Source organism: Specibacter sp. NPDC078692, from assembly GCF_040686835.1.
Taxonomy (GTDB): Bacteria; Actinomycetota; Actinomycetes; order Actinomycetales; family Micrococcaceae; genus Specibacter.
The window spans coordinates 173,925-192,100 of the sequence record NZ_JBFBLV010000002.1; the positions used below are offsets into that span (position 1 = coordinate 173,925).

19 protein-coding genes, 1 tRNA gene and 1 riboswitch are annotated in these 18,176 nt (G+C 59.8%); of the genes, 11 read left to right on the forward strand and 9 right to left on the reverse strand.

The window, feature by feature from the left end; all coding sequences use genetic code 11:
- Window positions 1–9: 9 nt before the first annotated feature.
- Complete coding sequence (locus tag AB0O97_RS02220; RefSeq protein WP_363843618.1) at window positions 10–660, reverse strand: ECF transporter S component; 651 nt, start codon at window positions 658–660, stop codon at window positions 10–12.
- A 46-nt stretch (window positions 661–706) separates the two neighbouring features.
- Window positions 707–824: riboswitch (TPP riboswitch) on the reverse strand.
- 193 nt (window positions 825–1,017) lie between these two features.
- Between AB0O97_RS02220 and AB0O97_RS02225 the strand changes: the two genes are divergently transcribed.
- On the forward strand, window positions 1,018–1,278 hold the full coding sequence (locus AB0O97_RS02225) for a DUF4235 domain-containing protein (RefSeq protein ID WP_363879427.1): 261 nt from the start codon (window positions 1,018–1,020) through the stop codon (window positions 1,276–1,278).
- 154 nt (window positions 1,279–1,432) lie between these two features.
- On the opposite strand, the gene mnhG is transcribed toward AB0O97_RS02225, so the two are convergent.
- The 6 genes from mnhG to AB0O97_RS02255 are packed head-to-tail and all read right to left on the reverse strand — an operon-like array spanning window position 1,433 to window position 7,880.
- Window positions 1,433–1,795 (reverse strand): monovalent cation/H(+) antiporter subunit G, encoded by a 363-nt coding sequence (gene mnhG / locus AB0O97_RS02230; RefSeq protein ID WP_363879430.1) that lies wholly within the window; start codon window positions 1,793–1,795, stop codon window positions 1,433–1,435.
- Window positions 1,792–2,058 (reverse strand): monovalent cation/H+ antiporter complex subunit F, encoded by a 267-nt coding sequence (locus AB0O97_RS02235; RefSeq protein ID WP_363879661.1) that lies wholly within the window; start codon window positions 2,056–2,058, stop codon window positions 1,792–1,794. The genes mnhG and AB0O97_RS02235 overlap by 4 nt, the downstream gene beginning before the upstream one ends.
- 5 nt (window positions 2,059–2,063) lie before the next feature.
- A complete protein-coding gene (locus AB0O97_RS02240; RefSeq protein ID WP_363879433.1) occupies window positions 2,064–2,714 on the reverse strand; it encodes a Na+/H+ antiporter subunit E in 651 nt (216 codons plus the stop codon).
- A complete protein-coding gene (locus tag AB0O97_RS02245; RefSeq protein WP_363879436.1) occupies window positions 2,711–4,339 on the reverse strand; it encodes a Na+/H+ antiporter subunit D in 1,629 nt (542 codons plus the stop codon). The genes AB0O97_RS02240 and AB0O97_RS02245 overlap by 4 nt, the downstream gene beginning before the upstream one ends.
- Window positions 4,336–4,902, reverse strand: coding sequence for a Na(+)/H(+) antiporter subunit C (locus AB0O97_RS02250; protein WP_363879439.1), 567 nt, complete (start codon window positions 4,900–4,902; stop codon window positions 4,336–4,338). Before AB0O97_RS02250 ends, AB0O97_RS02245 begins: the two co-directional genes overlap by 4 nt.
- Window positions 4,899–7,880 (reverse strand): Na+/H+ antiporter subunit A, encoded by a 2,982-nt coding sequence (locus AB0O97_RS02255; RefSeq protein WP_363879442.1) that lies wholly within the window; start codon window positions 7,878–7,880, stop codon window positions 4,899–4,901. The genes AB0O97_RS02250 and AB0O97_RS02255 overlap by 4 nt, the downstream gene beginning before the upstream one ends.
- A gap of 244 nt (window positions 7,881–8,124) precedes the next feature.
- On the opposite strand from AB0O97_RS02255, the gene AB0O97_RS02260 reads away from it, so the two are divergent.
- The gene (locus AB0O97_RS02260; RefSeq protein ID WP_363879445.1) at window positions 8,125–9,444 is read left to right on the forward strand and encodes an MFS transporter; all 1,320 of its coding nucleotides are present in this window, start codon (window positions 8,125–8,127) and stop codon (window positions 9,442–9,444) included.
- Window positions 9,445–9,617: 173 nt separating this feature from the next.
- Here AB0O97_RS02260 and dcd read toward each other — a convergent pair whose 3' ends face one another.
- Window positions 9,618–10,205: a dCTP deaminase gene (gene dcd, locus AB0O97_RS02265; RefSeq protein ID WP_363843642.1), complete on the reverse strand. Its 588-nt coding sequence runs from the start codon at window positions 10,203–10,205 to the stop codon at window positions 9,618–9,620.
- Between the two features lie 121 nt (window positions 10,206–10,326).
- On the opposite strand from dcd, the gene AB0O97_RS02270 reads away from it, so the two are divergent.
- From AB0O97_RS02270 to AB0O97_RS02295, 6 genes are all read left to right on the forward strand, one after another.
- The gene (locus tag AB0O97_RS02270; protein ID WP_363879448.1) at window positions 10,327–10,812 is read left to right on the forward strand and encodes a cation:proton antiporter regulatory subunit; all 486 of its coding nucleotides are present in this window, start codon (window positions 10,327–10,329) and stop codon (window positions 10,810–10,812) included.
- A gap of 8 nt (window positions 10,813–10,820) precedes the next feature.
- Entirely contained in the window at window positions 10,821–11,999 is a 1,179-nt protein-coding gene (locus tag AB0O97_RS02275) for a cation:proton antiporter (RefSeq protein WP_363879451.1), read from the forward strand.
- 179 nt (window positions 12,000–12,178) lie between these two features.
- On the forward strand, window positions 12,179–12,511 hold the full coding sequence (locus tag AB0O97_RS02280) for an SHOCT domain-containing protein (RefSeq protein ID WP_363843651.1): 333 nt from the start codon (window positions 12,179–12,181) through the stop codon (window positions 12,509–12,511).
- Between the two features lie 225 nt (window positions 12,512–12,736).
- Window positions 12,737–12,807: transfer RNA gene (locus tag AB0O97_RS02285), tRNA-Gly, on the forward strand.
- 116 nt (window positions 12,808–12,923) lie between these two features.
- Window positions 12,924–13,058, forward strand: coding sequence for a hypothetical protein (locus AB0O97_RS02290; RefSeq protein ID WP_363879454.1), 135 nt, complete (start codon window positions 12,924–12,926; stop codon window positions 13,056–13,058).
- Window positions 13,055–14,218 (forward strand): N(5)-(carboxyethyl)ornithine synthase, encoded by a 1,164-nt coding sequence (locus tag AB0O97_RS02295; RefSeq protein ID WP_363879457.1) that lies wholly within the window; start codon window positions 13,055–13,057, stop codon window positions 14,216–14,218. The genes AB0O97_RS02290 and AB0O97_RS02295 overlap by 4 nt, the downstream gene beginning before the upstream one ends.
- Before the next feature lie 36 nt (window positions 14,219–14,254).
- On the opposite strand, the gene AB0O97_RS02300 is transcribed toward AB0O97_RS02295, so the two are convergent.
- Window positions 14,255–15,586: an MFS transporter gene (locus tag AB0O97_RS02300; RefSeq protein ID WP_363879460.1), complete on the reverse strand. Its 1,332-nt coding sequence runs from the start codon at window positions 15,584–15,586 to the stop codon at window positions 14,255–14,257.
- A 143-nt stretch (window positions 15,587–15,729) separates the two neighbouring features.
- Here AB0O97_RS02300 and AB0O97_RS02305 point away from each other — a divergent pair, with 143 nt between their 5' ends.
- From AB0O97_RS02305 to AB0O97_RS02315, 3 genes are all read left to right on the forward strand, one after another.
- Window positions 15,730–16,590, forward strand: a complete 861-nt coding sequence (locus AB0O97_RS02305; protein WP_363843962.1) for a LysR substrate-binding domain-containing protein — start codon at window positions 15,730–15,732, stop codon at window positions 16,588–16,590.
- A 48-nt stretch (window positions 16,591–16,638) separates the two neighbouring features.
- Window positions 16,639–17,049: an aspartate 1-decarboxylase gene (panD, locus tag AB0O97_RS02310; RefSeq protein WP_363843663.1), complete on the forward strand. Its 411-nt coding sequence runs from the start codon at window positions 16,639–16,641 to the stop codon at window positions 17,047–17,049.
- Between the two features lie 147 nt (window positions 17,050–17,196).
- A complete protein-coding gene (locus AB0O97_RS02315) occupies window positions 17,197–18,123 on the forward strand; it encodes an AEC family transporter (RefSeq protein ID WP_363879463.1) in 927 nt (308 codons plus the stop codon).
- The last annotated feature ends 53 nt before the right edge of the window (window positions 18,124–18,176 follow it).

An 18,176-nucleotide genomic window follows, 5' to 3' on the forward strand; every position in this document is an offset into this window, starting at 1 on the left:
AGTCACTGCCTACACCGCGCGTTCGGTAGCGGCTCCACGGGAGGGCAGATTTGCCAGGGCGCCGGTTCTGGCCAGACCACGCACGGCCAACCAGGACACCAGCCCGGCGATGACTGCACCGGAGACCATGGCCAGGGCTACGTAGACCAGCTTCCACTCCATGGCCCACTCGATGTTCCAGACAATGCTGTCGTTGATTCCCAAGGCCAGACCTGCCAAAACGCCGGAAATCAGGGCCACAGGGAGGTTGAATTTGCGGTAGCGGAAAAGCGCGAAGCCCAGTTCGGCACCAAGGCCCTGAACCAGACCGGACAGCAGCACCGTAAAGCCAAAGTGCGTACCCAGCAGGCCTTCGACCATGGCGGCGATGAGTTCGCAATACAGTGCGGCACCGGGTTTGCGGATAACGAGCCCACCCAAGACGCCGGCGATCAACCAGCCGCCACCGTACAGCGCGCCAAGAGGCGGGAACGCAACGGTGATGGCGCTGGTCAGACCGTATCCAGCCGACCACAGCCAGAAGATGACTCCCAAGGCAACGCCGAGAACGGAGACCACAACGATGTCCACCACCCGCCAGGTACTCTTGCGCGCCGGTGAATCTTGCTTGTTTTGCTTACTTGGTTGCGTGGCGTTTCCGCCCGCGAATGACTTGCTCATGATTCCTCCTTTTCAGGAGGGGCGGCTACAGCGGTATTTCCGCGCAGCCGAAGAGAACTCGACTCCCTTCGCCGGTACTAGCCGGAGCAGGTTCGAGGGTCTGCGGTAAACCGCACTCTCAGCGCCGGATCCCAGGATGGGATGACGCTCCCCTGTCGTGTTTGAATTGCGGATTCAGTGTACCCCCGCGCCCTGCCGGGGGCCAATGCGTGCGATAACACCGGCGATAACAACAAGACTTCACCTCGACATTGCGGAGTGGGCGGCTGCTGTTGTCTCGGTAAAAGGGCTAGGCTGACACTAGAGTTTTTCCCGCGCAAGCCCAGTCAACCTCACTCAACTACGCAGGAGTCATTCATGAACATCGTCTTCAAATTGCTCGGAACCGGCATCAGCTTGGGAGCCGGATTTGTGGCCAGCAAGCTCGTGGACACGGTTTGGGAGAAGAGCACCGGTAACAAGCCACCCAAGGACGGTGCGGACTTGGAGAATAGCCTTCGCTCAGCACTGACCTTTGCATTGGTTTCTTCAGTGGTTGCCGCCATCATTCAGACCCTCGCCGGGCGCACCACACAGAAGGCCATTGCGCGTTTCAACAAGCATCCCGAAGAGGTTTAGGGGGCGCACTCCATCGTCACCAAGGCGTCATTCGCCGTCGCGTTTGATCACACGTTTGACGATCACGTACGACGGCGGCTGGCGCCTTGTGCGTTCCCCGGCAGCCACGCGGCTTCCCGCGAAGAGACCCCCTCAAGGGACGCCCCAGACGCCCTTAGCGGTTGCTGTCATCCTCCACGACGGAGGCCACAACCTGGTCCAGTTCATCGACACTAAGCAATTCCGGTCGTCGATGTTTGGTGCGGTATCCAGCCCTACCCACCATGTGCGCGGACACCGGCACCGTGAGCAGTTGGAACAGCCAAGCGATCATCAGAATCGGCAGCAAAGCCCAGGCGCGCATTTGCAGCCCGACAGCTGCCAGCATCAGCAGTAACCCCAACACCTGAGGCTTGGTGGCTGCGTGCATGCGACTCATGAGGTCAGGAAAACGTAGCAGGCCGATAGCTGCTGCAAGGCTCATCAAGGCGCCCACCAGCAGGCAGATTGCCGTCAGGACATCTATGAACATGTTCATCCGTCATCTCTCTTATGCGCCACAAATCGGGCCACAGTGACGGATCCAATAAACCCGATCACCGTCAACACCACCAGCAGGGCCAAATTATCGAGGTGTTGATTGATGGCCATTTCCGTGGCCAGTGCGGCGCCAAAAATGGCGAGCAGCACGTCCGCTGCGATCACACGGTCCAGCAACGACGGCCCGGCAGCAATCCTGTAAATGGTGCCGGCAGCCGCCAGTGCGAGCAGGACAGCAACAATGATGACAACAACACCCATGGCGCTCACTGGTCCTCCCCCGCGTTCGTTTCTTCGGCAGTACCGTAGGACGCTCCGCTGCGCCCGTGCAGGGTCTGTGCGTAAGTCACCATGGGCGAACCCACCTGTTCGCTTTTGAGTGCAGCCAACTCTGCCTTGCTCCCCATGACCTTTATCAGCCTTGCTTCGATGTCTTGGATGCCTTCACGCACCTGCACAACACTTTCTGGCGTAGGCGCGTTCATGGCATGGACATAGAGCGTCGCCGATCCTCGGTCCACCTCGACCACCAAGGAGCCAGGGATCAGCGACAACACATGGCCTACGGCCGTCATGAGCAGATCCGAGGGGCTGCGCAGTGGCACTGCAATGACGGCGTTGCGGATCCTCGGGCCCTTCACAACGGACCAGTGCAACACATGGAAACTGGCGACGGTCACCTGCTTCATGAACCACAACATAAATACCACCGCACGCAGCACGTTGAACCGGCCGCTAAGTTCAATGGGCGGCAAATAGAACGCGTGGGTAACACCCAGCGCAATCAACGCTCCAAAGAGTAGGTTGCCTGCACTAAAGTCCTGCCACAGTGCACCCCAGACCACCACCAGCCAAATCAGCAGTGGCAGTTTTTGCAGGACATTTAGCTTGCGCCGGTGGCTTGTTGACTGGCTCATGGCTTACCCGCCCCGCTGCCGAACACGGCTTCAATGTAGTCACTGCGTTCGAGCATGCTGGTGGCCGCTTCCTGGCTCAGTTCAAAGAGCGGTCCGGCAAAGACCGTCATGGCAACCCCGAGCAGCACCAATCCCATAGTTGAGTACACCATCATCTTTGGCAGGATGGGGATCTCGTTGTCTCCGGAGAAGCGGCCCGAGGTAGCGTCCACGTGCTTGCTGGAGCGTAGCGCGCGCATGCTTTGTTCCCCTGAAGCATCCGGAGCCGTGGCCAATAGGACCGGATCAGGATCTTCGGCGTCGACGGTGCTGCGCCAAAAAGCTCGGTTCCAGACACGGGCCATGACCAGCAGTGTCAGGAGGCTGGCCACTACGCCGCCCACAACCAGGGCGTAGGCCAACGGTGAACCGTCGGCCACACCTGCCTGCAGCAGCCCCAGTTTGCCGAGGAACCCGGAGAAGGGCGGGATGCCGGCCAGGTTCATAGCGGGGATGAAGTACAGCACCGCCAGGATCGGTGACAGTTTTGCCAACCCGCCTAGACGCATGATCGAGGACGTGCCACCGCGCCGTTCAATAAGACCGGTCACCATGAACAACGAGGTTTGAATGGTGATGTGGTGAATGACGTAGAAAATAGTGGCGGCCAGTCCCAATACCGATGAAAGACCGACGCCGAAGATCATGTATCCGATGTGACTCACCAACGTGAAGGACAACATACGTTTAATGTCCGTCTGGGCCACGGCGCCAAGTATCCCCACGATCATGGTCAACAGGGCAACCACTAAGAGCACGTTATTGAATTGATCCGAGGGAAACAGCAACGTCTCCGTACGGATAATGGCGTAGACGCCAACTTTTGTTAGCAACCCGGCAAACACCGCCGTCACCGGGGCGGGTGCGGTTGGGTAAGAGTCAGGAAGCCAGAATGACAGCGGGAACACTGCGGCCTTGATACCGAAAGCTACGAGCAGGAGCACGTGCAAGAGATCTTGAGTTCCCGAATCTAGTTCGCCGAGCTTGACCGCCAGATCCGCCAGCGTGACCGTCCCCGTGGCGCCGTAAATCATGGCAATGGCAATCAGGAACAGCAGAGAGGACACCACGCTGACCACCACGTAGGTGATACCGGCCCGGATTCGGGATCCCGTGCCGCCGAGCGTCATCAGCACATAACTGGCTGTGAGTAGGATTTCAAAGCCCACGTAGAGGTTGAAGAGGTCCCCGGCCAAGAAGGCATTGGAGACCCCAGCCATCAGGATCAGGTAGGTGGGGTGGAAGACAGACACGGGGCCGCCTTCCTCACCGTCGGCGGCGCCCTGCCCGGTTGCATAGGCGAGAACGGCTAGGCTCACTGCCGAAGAAATCACCAGCAGCAGTGAGGAGAATTGATCGGCCACCATGACGATGCCAAAGGGTGGAGACCAGCCGCCCAAATGGACGGCGATGGGACCCGTGGTCCAAACGCTGGACAGCAGCCAGACTTCTAGTCCCAGCGTGATCGTAATGGTGCCCAAGCTGACCCGGCGCTGGGCGCGCGGCCGTCGGATCAGTGCAAACGCTAAGGCCGCTCCCAAGAAAGGCAGGACGACAGCGAGCGGGGCAAAACTTGCAACGTTCATTCCTTATCCTTTCCAGGGCGTTCATGCTGTTCTGATGTTCGGGGATTTTCCGGAGTGTCAGCTCCGGGCGCATCAGGATCTGGCGCTGGAGCCACCTTCTTGGTACCGATGCCGGGAACGGTTTCCCGTTTTGCCTCCGGTTGGTTGTTCTCGTGGAAGTCAGAGACTTCAATGGCGATCTCGGAGTCCTCTTCCTCGTCGAACAGTTCCTGCTTGGCGACGCGAATATCTTCGCGGTCAACTTGGATATGGTCAGCGTGGCTGAGCAACCAAGACCTGTAGATCAGGCTGAGCATGAAGGCCGTCACGGCGAAGGAAATCACAATGGAGGTCAGAATAAAGGCCTGGGGCAGCGGGTCATTATATGCATCTGCAGGAATGTCTTTATTGAAGATCGGCGCCAGTCCGGCGTAACCACCTGTAGTGAGGAGCAAGATATTCGTGCCGTTGGTCAGCAACATCAAGCCGAGCAGAACCCTCGTCAGGCTGCGTTCCAGCAACAAGTAGATGCCCACGGCATAGAGCACACCCATGACCAGCAGCAGAGTCAGATTCACGCTCATCGGCCAGCCTCCAACGGCTCGTCGTCCTCGATCATCTCAATACCTTCCATGCCACCCTCTTCATGTTGGTCAATCTCAGACCCCAGACTGCGCAGCACATCGACAACCAGGCCCACCACCACCAGATACACGCCAATGTCGAAGAGAGTGGATGTTACAAATTTCACGTGTCCAAAGACGGGAAGGTCAAAGGCGATAATGGCGCTTTGGAAAATCTCCCCACCAAAGAACAGCGGAACCGCTCCGGTCAATGCGGCCACGGCGAGCCCAAGACCCAGCAGTGTTCCAGCAGAAATTCTTGTGGCTTCAGCCAACTCAAAACGTCCACCAGCAAGATAGCGGATGGTCAGGGCCAGGCCGGCCACCAGACCTCCGGCGAAGCCACCGCCGGTGCCATTGTGCCCTGCCAACAACAGGTAAATGGACACCACGATGATGCTGTGGAAAACCAGCCGTGTGACCACTTCAATAATGATGGAGCGCCGTTCCGGTGCCAGCGTGCGCCCGGCCACGAGCCAGGGGTTGCTGGGTGAGGCGGTGAATTTTTTGGCAATCTCAATGGTCGGCCCAAAACCTGGCACCTTCTTGAGACCACCGATGCTGCCTGTTTCTACCGTGACGGCCCGCGGGAGGTTTTGACCGCGGCCCCTGACGAAGATCAGGCTGGCTATACCGGTCGCGGCGATGGCCAAAACGGAAATTTCACCGAAGGTGTCCCACGCGCGGATATCCACGAGCGTCACATTGACCACGTTGAGTCCGCCGCCCACCTCGTAGGCGAGCTTGGGTAGGGCTAGGCTCACCGGTTCGTGGATGCGTGAACCCATGGCGAGAATAGCCACGCCCACCATGGTTGCGCCGAAGCCAATGCCGAGGATCACCCGCGCCGTGCGGTGACTGCCTACCTGTTTGCGTTCCATCAGCCTAGGTGGCAGGGAGCGCATAGCCAGCACGAAGGCCACGAGAACGATCGTTTCCACGAGCATCTGGGTCAAGGCGAGGTCAGGCGCCCCCTGCAGGGCAAAGATCAGCGCAATCCCGTAGCCTGTCACCGAAACCATGAGTACGGCCATGAACCGCTTGTTGGCCCTGGCCGCGGCAATGGCGCCGATGACCACAACCGCGCCAGCAACAATTTGGAAGGGCGAGGTGGGGTCTACAAAGTAGAGATCGTTACTCCAGTTCTGTTCGGTCAAGAGCAGAACGGCTAGGACAGAAGCCATCGCAGTGGACAAGATGACGGCAAGGTAGAAGAACAGCGAACCACGCTGGGTGCGGCCCGTGACCCAAATGGCGACGGCATCCAAAAGCACAATGCCCTGCCGGTAACCTCGCTCAAAGTCCATCGGCGAAGGCGTCATCGCTTGGAATGCTTCCACCTTGGTCCGCGCCCAGAACAGGGCGATTCCGAGGAGAATCACAATGGCACTGAGCCCCAGAGCAGGGGTGAAACCATGCCACAAAAGTAGATGTATGCCATTTGGGTCATATGCGGGGAACTGGTCACTGTAGGGCTTGATCCAGCGTTCAACAGTTTGCGGGAACATGCCGTAGCCCAGCGTCAACAGGCTCAGAAGAGCTGGTGCAGCGAGGAACGGCCACCCGATCGGCTTGAACACCGTCGCCATACCCTTGGACTTACTCGCGAAGCCTCCCCACATGAACCGGGCACTGTAGGCGAAGGTCAGAACAGAGCCAAGGACCATTCCCACGAGGACGATCCAACCCACACTCGCCCCCGCGGGCCCGTGCATGGCGGAGGCAATAAAGGCCTGGAAGATGCCTTCCTTTGCAACAAAACCGGCCATGGGCGGAAGCCCTGCCATGGACGCGGCACCGACCAAGGCCACCACACCCAGTTTCGGTGCGGATTTGAAGACTCCGGAGAGTTCACGGATATCGCGGGTTCCACTCTGGTGGTCAATGATGCCTACAACAAGGAACAAGGAGGCCTTGAACAGACCATGCGCAAGCACCATGGCCATGCCCGCCATGGCCGCTTCCTGCCCGCCCAAGCCAACCACCAAGGCAATAAAACCCAGCTGACTGACGGTTCCATAGGCCAGAATCAATTTCAGGTCATACTGGCGCAGAGCACGCCAGCCGCCCAAAAGCATGGTGCTCAGCCCAAGCACCACAATCATGGTCTGCCAGTATTCGCTCTGCGAGAATCCCGGCGCCAAACGCGCAATGAGGTAAATTCCAGCCTTCACCATGGCTGCCGCATGCAGATAAGCACTTACCGGCGTGGGCGCTGCCATGGCGCCCGGCAACCAGAAGTGGAATGGCAGCAGGGCCGATTTAGTGACCGCCCCGACCAAGAGCAGGGCGATCCCAATATTCAGTACCGTCTTGGAACTTCCGACGGCGGCCATCAGCTCGGGCGCCTGCGCCAAGACTGCCGAAATACTGTAGGTGCCGGCGGTTTCGCCCACCATGATCAGGCCCACCAGCATGGCCAAGCCGCCGAAGGTTGTCACGATCAGAGCCTGCAGGGCTGCTCTTCTAGCCGCGATACGGGTTCGCGCGTAACCAATCAGCAGGTAGGAAAGGACTGTTGTCAGTTCCCAGAAAATAAACAAAAGAATGAGGTTGTCGGCTGTTACCAGACCAAACATGGCCCCGGCGAAAGCGAGCAGCTGGGCACCAAAGCCGCCGAGGCCGGCGTCGTCCGACTTGAAGTATCTGGCGCAGTAAGCGAGCACCAACGCGCCAACGCCCAGCACCAGCAGGGACATCAGCCAGGACAATTGGTCCATTTTGAAGGACAGGCCCAGATCCATGACAGGGACCCAGAGGATCTCTAATGACGGGCTGGGAAGTGTGTCGGAAAACACATTATTGTATTGCGCCAGAAGCCAGCCGAAGCTGATTGCGGGAACCGCGGCGAGAATATAGAACGCCGATCGGCCCCATCGTGTAAACAAAATGGGCGCGAAAATGGCAACGATGAAGTGCGCACAGAGGACAAACAGCACTAGGAGCTCCACATGTTTCGGGCTGGAAATGAGCGAATCACGGGGTTTAAAGTCGGTTCCCGACCCTCCCATCCTAGCAACCCGGCCCCCTTGAAAATGCCGGGCCGGTGCCTAGCGGAACGCATTTGCCATTACTTTGCGACTGCGTTGCGGACGAGTTGCACGCGCTTTAGCTGTGCGGATGTCGCTTAATGTTCATCTGGCTTACCCCGTCGGGCCGGTAGTGACAGATAGCATGTGCCCTATGACTGAGTACCCTCCCCCCGCCGCTTCCCTGTCCGTAGCGACGACCAAGACTCCAGGGACCATCTGGCAAATCACGGCGTGGTCTTTATGGGACTGGGGTGGGGCAGCGTTCAACGCCGTCATGACGACCTTCATTTTCACCGCCCTGTACCTGACCGGCGACGATTTTGGCGGCGCGGATAAGGCCACGGCAACCCTTGCCTTTGCCATGTCCATTTCGGGCTTTGCCATTGCACTATTCGCCCCTGTTGCCGGCCAACGCACCGACCACAGCGGACGCCGCAAGCTCTGGCTGGGTATCAACACGCTCATTGTGGTGGCGCTGACCGGTGCGTGCTTCTTCGTGCAGCCGCAGGAATCGTACCTGCTCTTTGGCTGCATGTTGATTGCCGCCGGCCACGTGTTCTTTGAAATCGCCGGCGTGAACTACAACGCCATGTTGTTGCAGATCTCCACCAAGAAGACCATCGGGCGCATCAGCGGTTTCGGTTGGGCGGCGGGCTACCTCGGCGGCATCGTGGCCCTGCTGATCGTGTACTTTGCCTTGATCAAGCCTGACGTCGGAATTTTTGGCATCACCAGCGCCGATGGCATGACCTACCGGGCCGTAGCCGTGTTCTCGGCACTGTGGATTCTGGTTTTCTCCATCCCGGTGTTGCTGGCAATCCCCGAATCAAAGCCCGATCCGAATATGCCCAAAGTGGGATTCTTCCAGTCCTACAAGGAACTTTTCCGAACCATCATGCGGCTGTGGCGTACCGACCGTCACACCGTGTACTTCCTCATTTCCAGTGCCATATTCCGTGATGGACTCGCCGCTATCTTCACTTTCGGCGCAGTACTGGCCGTGGGCTCTTTTGGCTTCAAGCCCGGTGATGTACTGATCTTCGCCATCGCTGGAAATGTCGTGGCCGCCGTTGGGGCGTTGTCGGCCGGCTTCTTCGACGACAAATTTGGTCCCAAAGCCGTCATCGTTACCTCGCTGGTGGGCCTGCTCGTCTCAGGCGGGGCACTGCTCTTCCTCGACGGCAAGAACGCATTTTGGGTGTTCGGGCTGATCCTGTGCCTGTTCGTGGGCCCGGCACAATCCTCGGCCAGAACGTTCATGGGGCGGCTGGCTCCGGACGGACAGGAGGGCGAAATGTTTGGCCTCTACGCCACCACGGGACGCGCGGTTTCTTTCCTAGCCCCGCAGCTGTTCGGGTACTCCATCCTGATCTTCGGTGCTCAGCGTTGGGGCATCATCGGCATCCTGGTGGTGCTGCTGCTCGGACTGCTGCTGTTACTGCCTGTCAAGGCCCCGGCGCACGGCCGCTAACCCGCATGCGCCAAACTCAGCTCGAGTTCAGCGCATAACCCTCGCGCCGTTTCTTTATGCGCCGAGCCCGGCATGGGTCTGGCGCGTGGGCGTCTATGCCCCAAACTCAGCTCGAGTTCAGCGCATGAAGGTAACTGACTTACGACGGCGGCCGTTAACCGACCTGAAGTTAGTTACTCGCCCATCTCGATCTTGGTGCGGTGGAAATTCTGGAACGATTTGGACGCTGTCGGGCCGCGCTGACCCTGGTAACGGTTCTGGTGAGGGCCGGTGCCGTACGGGTTCTCGGCCGGTGAGGACAGTTGGAAGAAGCAGAGTTGGCCGATCTTCATGCCGGGCCAGAGCTTGATGGGCAAGGTCGCCACATTGGAGAGTTCCAAGGTGATGTGGCCGGAGAAACCTGGGTCAATGAAGCCGGCCGTGGAGTGCGTGAGCAGGCCAAGGCGCCCCAGGGAGGACTTGCCCTCGAGACGTGCAGCCACGTCATCGGGCAGCGTGACGGTTTCATAAGTGGATGCCAGCGCGAACTCGCCGGGATGCAAAATAAAGGCTTCCTCGGGATCGACTTCGATCATCCGGGTCAGCTCCGGCTGCTCCTCCGCAGGATCGATGTGCGCGTAGCGGTGGTTGTCAAAAAGTCGGAAGAACCTGTCAATGCGCACATCAACACTTGATGGCTGCACCATGGCAGGGTCGTAGGGGTCCAAGACAATCCGCTTGGCGTCAATTTCGGCACGTATGTCGCGGTCAGAGATCAGCACCCTCTAAAAATAGCGCATTCGGACCCAAGACCGCCCGCCAGAATTGATTCGGGACTATTTTTCCCTTTTTCAGCGTTGTAAAAGGGCGCGTAGTTCCATCTGCGCAGCTAAGGTGAGAACCATGAATATTGAAGAGACTCCTCTTCCAGGTATTGGTGTCCGTAGGGAACTGCGCCTTGCCACTGGACGACGCGTTGGCGTGGTGACTCATCGTGATGGCCACACCGAATTGATCCTTTCCCGCGTGGATGACCCTGACGCGTGCGCAGCGTCGATTCCGCTCAGCGCGGAGGAGGCCGCTGCCTTGGGACAGTTACTGGGAAGCGCCCAGCTTATTGCCCAACTCAGCGCCGAACAAGAAGATGTTGCGGGTGTCAGCACCCACCAGATTCTGATTCGCAAGGGTTCCAACTTTGCTGGACGTACCTTGGGAGACACCCAAATGCGGACACAGACCGGGGCCTCCATTGTGGCGTTGCTACGCGACGGCGATGTGGTTGCTTCGCCGCGCCCTGATGAAGTCCTGCATGTCGGCGACATGGTGGTTATTGTCGGAACTGACGATGGGCTGGCGGCGGCTGCCCTGATTCTGCAGTCTCGCCCCTAGCCCCAGCCATGGAAGCGACGACCCTCTCCCTCATCCAGCTCGGAATAGTCTTTTTCGGGCTCGGTTTCTTAGGTCGTCTAGCAGGCCGTATTGGTTTCTCCCCCGTGCCGCTGTATCTCCTGGGCGGGCTGGCCTTTGGCGACGGCGGCTTGGTTAATCTTGGCGGCATTGACGGGTTTGCACATATTGCCAGCGAGATTGGCGTCATCCTCCTGCTACTTATGCTTGGTTTGGAATATACGGCCAAGGAGCTGGTGACTGGCCTAAAACAGTCCTGGATGGCAGGGCTGATGGACCTGATCCTGAACATGCTGCCCGGAGCTGCCGTGGCCCTCATTTTGGGGTGGGGACCGGTCGGCGCACTCGTCATGGCCGGCGTCACCTACAGCTCATCCTCAGGCATCATCGCCAAAGTCCTAGGCGACCTGGGCCGGCTGGGAAACCGTGAAACGCCGGTGGTGCTGGCCATTTTGGTCATCGAGGATCTGGCCATGGCCGCATATTTGCCGATCCTCACCGCCGTTTTATCGGGAGTTTCCTTCCTGGGCGGGCTCACCGCCGTCGGAATTTCATTGGCCGTCATCACCCTGGTGCTGCTGGGTGCCCTGCGCTACGGGCACATGGTCTCCAATGTTTTGGACAGCCCCGACAGGGAATCGTTCCTGCTTAAGCTGCTCGGCGCCGCCCTGCTGGTAGCGGGGGTGGCCTCGGCGCTGCAGGTCTCGGCAGCCGTGGGTGCCTTCCTCTTGGGCATCGCGATTTCCGGTGGTACGGCCGAAAACGCCACCCGTGTTCTGGAGCCCCTGCGCGATCTCTTCGCCGCCATGTTCTTTGTACTTTTTGGCCTGAACACCGATCCACGCACCATCCCGCCCGTGCTCGGCGTGGCACTGTTACTGGCTTTAGTCACCACCATCACGAAGGTGGTGACCGGCTGGTGGGCGGCCAGGCAACAAGGCATTGGCGTGCCAGGCCGCGCCCGGGCCGGCGCCGCCCTGATTGCCCGTGGCGAGTTTTCCATCGTCATCGCCGGGCTGGCCGTCGCCTCCGGAGCAGTGCCGGTAGAGCTGGCAGCCCTCGCCACCACCTACGTGTTGATCATGGCCGTGGGCGGACCCATCGCGGCACGCTACGTCGAGCCACTCATGCGAGCACTGCAAGGCAAAAAGCCGGAACCAGTGTTCTAGCCAGCCACCCTTTGCTGCCGACGCCGCCTCGCTGGGCACCACCCAAACTGCTCCACCATCAGAAAGTACGACGACGTCACAACAGTTGCGTTTTCAGCTCGCCTCCCACTGTCCGACGTAAGATATTAGAGACCGGCAGGGCACCTGTTCGGCGCGGTAATTATCCACAGGAGATCACCATGGCTTTTGGACGACGTAATAGACGCCCCAGCCTGCTAGGAACCGCAGCTCGGACGGCTGTTATTGCAGGCACCGCAACTGCCGCCAGCAACGCTGTCAACGCCAAGGCCGCAGGCCAGCAGGCGGCTGCGCAGCAAGCTTCCGAGCAGCAGGCACTTACGCAGCAGGCACAGATGCTCCCCGTTCCGGCAGCAGTTCCGGCAGTAGCCCCCGAATCAGCAGCACCGGCTGATGACTTGCTGAGCAAGCTGGAACGTCTCGCCGCATTGCATGCATCTGGGGCCCTTACCGACGCCGAATTCGCCGCAGTCAAGGCGTCCATCATCAGCTAAAGCTCGGCGGCGCACAGCTCGGCCCCCACCCGGCACGCACTTTTAGGGTGCGCCGGGATTGCCGGGCCCGGGCAGCGTCCATGAGCTCAGGATCGTCAGCGCTCCGAAACGCCACCGGCCAGAAATGGTCAGAAACACTCCCACGATCGGGCTAGAATCAATACCGGAACAAACGCTGCGGTTCACTGCAGTGGTTCTGCAATGGTTCTAAAGAAGAAGTTCAATGCGGGCGTAGCTCAATGGTAGAGCGCTAGCTTCCCAAGCTCGATACGCGGGTTCGATTCCCGTCGCCCGCTCTCTGTATCACCGACTGTTGCCCTGGGATTCGTTTCCCGGGGCAACAGTCGTTTAATGTCCCCAAGCGTGTAGGGTCGGGCTACGGGGCTATTTTGCCCTCCTTTAGGGAGCTGACATGGGCGACAAATCACCACGACAAACTGCGTCGAAGAAGTCCAGCAAGTCAATCAAGGAAAAGCGCGCCGACAAACGAGCCGGCGAAACCACCTCAGCCGCTGCTGATAAACCCACCGCGGTGAAGAAGAAATGAGCACCCCGGCAGCTGGGCTGCGCTTGGGAGTTATCGGCAAGTCCCGCAAGCCCGATGAACGGCGCGCACCCATCCACCCGGAGCACTTTTCCCGGATGGATGAAGAACTCCGCGCACGCATGACGGTTGAGGAAGGCTATGGTCTGCGTTTTGGGGTCACTGACGAGGTACTCGCCACGATGGTGGGCGCCGTCGCACCCCGCGAACAGGTCATAGCGCAGTCCGACGTGGTGCTGCTGCCCAAGCCACAGGCCTCGGACCTGGCTGATCTGAAAGATGGGCAGATCCTGTGGGGATGGCCGCACTGCGTCCAAGACCGGGCCATAACCCAGCTGGCCATCGATAAGAAGCTGACGCTGATCGCCTTTGAAGCCATGAACCACTGGGCCCCCGACGGCGGATTTGGTCTTCACGTTTTCCACAAAAACAACGAGCTCGCAGGCTACTCCTCCGTCATGCATTCACTGGGCTTGACGGGTTCAACCGGTGATTATGGCCGCCGACTCAAGGCGGTTGTGATTGGCTTTGGCGCCACCGCTCGGGGCGCCGTGACAGCCCTGAATGCGCTGGGCATCCATGAGGTGCAGGTCTTGACCAGCCGCAATGTTGCAGCCGTGGCTTCTCCCATTCACTCGGCCGAAATGGTGCAGTTCGATTTTGCGCCCGATGCCCCCCACACCGGTTTTGTCATGGTGGAGGACGGCGATGTGCCTCTCAGTACTTTCTTGGCTGAGGCCGACATCGTGGTGAACTGCACCCTGCAGGACCCCAACGCGCCCATGACCTACCTGACGGAAGCCGATCTGGACGCGTTCCGCCCCGGCAGCTTGATCGTCGATGTCTCCTGCGACGAGGGCATGGGCTTTAGCTGGGCCCGCAACACCACCTTCACAGATCCCATGTTTACCGTGGGTGAGTACATTAACTACTACGCCGTTGACCACAGCCCCAGTTATCTGTGGAACTCCGCCACCTGGGAAATCAGCGAGGGCTTGATGCCGTTCATCGAACCCGTATTGGCCGGACGCGAAGCCTGGGCGGGCGTTGACACCATCACCCGTGCCATTGAAATTTCCGACGGCGAGATCATCAACCCTGCGATCCTTGAGTTCCAGGAGCGCCAGGAAGCCTACCCGCACCTGCCGCTCACAGACGGTTAGGCGCGGCGGCTCAGCCGAGCTGTCAACCGCGGCGACTCAGCCAAGCTTGGGGACAATGAACACCGGGTTCCTGACGCTGCGCAGATTCACGCGCAGCGTCAGCTGTCCGCGCTTGGCCAGAATCAAGCCGATCACCACGGCGGCCAGGGCGGGCATTCCACCAGCAATCATGATGGCCCATTGCACGCCCCAGTGTTCGGCGAGCCAACCCATGAGCGGACCACCTAGGGCTTGGCCACCAATCAAGACCATGATGTACAGGCTCATGACCCGCCCACGAATCGATACATTCGTAGACATCTGAACTAGCTGATTAGCGCTGGTCAGAAACAGCAGCGATGCGAATCCGGCCACCACCATGACGGCTCCAAAGGTGATCATGTTCGGCGCTGCCGAAGCGATCATCAGCACAATCCCATAGCTACCCGCTGCCGCCATGACACCGCGAAGGCGCAGGGTGGCGAAGCGGGTGGAGGCAATGGCTCCGCCTAGGGCGCCGAGCGCAACGAGAGTATTCAGCAGGCCGTAGCCTCCGGCACCGGCGTCGAACACGTTGTTGGCGTAGGCCGCCATCAGCACTGCCAGGCTCAGTCCAAACACGGCAAAGACTGCCGCCATGACGGCTGGCCAGAAGATGGTGGGTTTTTTCAAGAGGTAGCGGACGCCCTCCATGAGCTGCCCCTTGGCTCGCTTCACCGGCGGCATCTGCACCAGGTCCTGCTTGCGGATCAGCGTCAGGGAAACCACTGTGATGGTGCACGCGAGCGCATTGGCGGCAAAGGCCCAGCCGCCACCCACGGCCATGATGAGCACACCGCTGATGGCCGGACCGATCATGCCGCCCATCTGGAAAATCGAGGAGTTCAGGCTGATAGCGTTGCGCAGCTGTCGCGGACCCACCAACTCGTTGACGAACACTTGGCGGGCGGGCTGATCGGCCACCACCACCAGACCCAGGACAAAGGCGATGACGTAAATGTGCCACACCGCCAGGTTTCCTGTCAGCGCGAGCACAGCCATCGTGGCGGCCAGTATTCCTGCGGCGCCTTGGCTGATCATCAGGATTAGACGCTTGGAATACCTGTCGGCCAGAATTCCGCCGAGTGGCATCAGCAGAAGTGAGGGGATGAACTGCATGAAGACGGTGATTCCGACGGCGGTCACCGAACCCGAGAGTTCTAGGACCATCCAGTCCTGCGCCACCCGCTGCATCCACACGGCAATGACGGCCAGCAAATTCGCGGAAGCAAAGATGCGGTAGTTGCGGATTTTCAGCGAGGAAAAGGTCTGGCTCCACGGCGGGCGTGTGGTGACGAGGTTGATGGGGGCGGTCAGGGCAGCATTCGGTTCTGCTGATGGGGGCGTCAACGCGTTAGTCCTGAGACTCGAGGATGGGTGTGGTTACCTTCCCAACCCTAGGCAGCTCCAATTCATAATAAAAGGGTATGGTGCCTATAAATACTATTGAGATTCGTAATAGTTACAGGAGTCCGACCATGGCCGACGCCCCGATGTTTGATCCCATCCAACTCAAGAGCTTCCTAGCGTTGGCAGAAACCCGCAACTTCACCCGCGCCGCAGAACGGCTCGGGATTAGCCAGCCCACTGTCAGCCAACATGTGCGCAAGCTAGAGCAAGCGGCAGGGCGCGCCTTGGTTACCCGCGATACCCGCCAGGTCCGCCTGACCGATAACGGCGATGCCATGGCCGGTTTTGCCCGCACCATCTTGGCCGCCAACGATCTGGCCACCCGCTACTTTTCCGGTGCTGCCATGCGTGGCCGGCTGCGGTTTGGCACCGCCGACGATTTGGCGATCACCGGCCTACCGCGGATCCTGCGCGAATTCCGCCAGCTGTATCCGCAAATCAACTTAGAACTCACCGTCAGCCAAAGCGATCAACTACATCGCCGACTGAAGGCCGGCGCGCTGGATCTGGTGTTTGTGAAGTGGGTGTCTGGCACGCAGGAAGGCGAAGTGGTTAAACAGGACACCTTTGCGTGGGTGGGCCTGGAAGAAACGGTCCTCGAGCCCGGCGCGCCGGTTCCGGTCATCGTGTATCCCGCCCCGAGCCTGAGCCGCAAACTTGCCCTCGATGCGCTCGAGGACGCCGGGCGCACGTGGCAAGTCACGTGCACCACCAAGCAGATCAGCGGGGTCCTGGCAGCATTACGGGCAGGGATCGGCATTGCGGTGATGCCGACGTCGCTGGTTCCGGAAGACCTAAAAATCATCACCAAGCGCTTTGATTTGCCGCCGGTGGGCGATGTGGACTTCACCCTGATCCGCAATCCGTTGGCCAACACCGAAGTTGTGGACGCCCTGACGCGGGCCATCATGGGCCGCAAACTCACCCCGGTCAGCAGGCGGTAATTTAGCTCACAGCCAAGCCACACCCCGGCACGGTAGACTAGTGGGGTTATGAATCGAACCATGTTTAAATCCAAGATTCACCGCGCAACCGTCACCCACGCCGATCTGCACTACGTCGGCTCCGTGACCGTGGACGCAGATCTACTGGACGCTGCCGACATTTTGCCCGGCGAGCTGGTCTCCATTGTGGACATCACCAACGGTTCCCGCCTGGAAACCTACACCATCCCCGGCGAGCGCGGTTCCGGCGTCATTGGCATCAATGGCGCAGCCGCCCACCTCGTTAATGTTGGCGATCTGGTCATCTTGATGACCTACGCCCAGATGAGCGAAGCCGAGGCGCGCGACTATGTGCCCTCCGTAGTTCACGTCGATGCCCAGAACAAGATTGTGCACCTGGGCACAGACCCGGCCGAAGCCATCACCGAGGGCCTCCTCCGCCCCGCGCTGGCCCTCTAAGCCAAGCAACTGCGCAGCTAATCGACAGCACAGCCCTGCCATTTTTGCCTGTTTTTGTCCCGGCCTGCGGACTGATGTGCGGACAGCGAGCATCACTGTTTAGTCTGGGGGAGTGCCAACTGTAAAAGCCGCAGCACCAGGAACCCCGTGTTAGCCGTCATCGAGGGCTTTTCGGTTGTTTGGCTGGTCATCTTGGTGGGCTGGTTTGTCGGCCGCAAAAAAGTTCTCGGCGACAACGCGCAAATGGTGCTGAGCCGCCTGTCGTTCTTTGTCGCCAGCCCGGCACTCCTAGTGGAAACTCTGGCCCGCGCAGATCTACACACCGTTTTTGCCGAACCCCTACTCGTGGCTGCCAGCAGTGCCGTCACCACCGCCCTCATATTCTTGGTGATCGTAAAGTTCTGGCTCAAACGGCCCGTCGCCGAGTCACTGCTCGCGGCCATGTCTTCCTCCACGGCCAACGCCGCCAACCTCGGTATCCCCATCGCGGCCTACGTTCTGGGCGACGCCGCCTTGATCGCCCCCGTCCTTGTTTTTCAGTTGGCGTTCTACACCCCCGTCTACCTCATGCTGCTGGACAGCCTCACCAGCGGACGGCGAGCCACCCCCGGACGGATCCTGCTCCAGATCATCAGCAACCCCATGATCCTAGGAACCGCCGTGGGCCTCGTCCTAGCCGCGACCAGCTGGCAGCTGCCCAGCCTCGTCGCTGAACCACTTCATCTCATTGCCGGAGCAGCCATCCCAGCGATCTTGATCGCCTTTGGCATGTCACTGGGCACCACCAAGCCCCTCTCGGCTGAGGACGGGCGGCGCCCCGACATTCTGCTGGCCACGTCCTTCAAACTTCTGCTGCACCCACTCGTCGCCTATCTGTTGGGGCACTTTGTCCTCGGCATGGACGGGGCCGGACTGTTCGCCATCGTGGTTGCCGCAGCGCTGCCCACGGCACAGAACGTGTACGTGACCGCGCAGCGCTACCAAGTTGGCGTCGCGGTGGCCAAGGACACCGTTCTGCTCACCACGGTCTTAGCCATTCCCGCCATGTTTGCCGTGGCCTTCCTGCTCGGCTGACACTGGCCCCACTCCGAAGACGGCACGGTACCGCCTAGCACCAGTTACCGCGC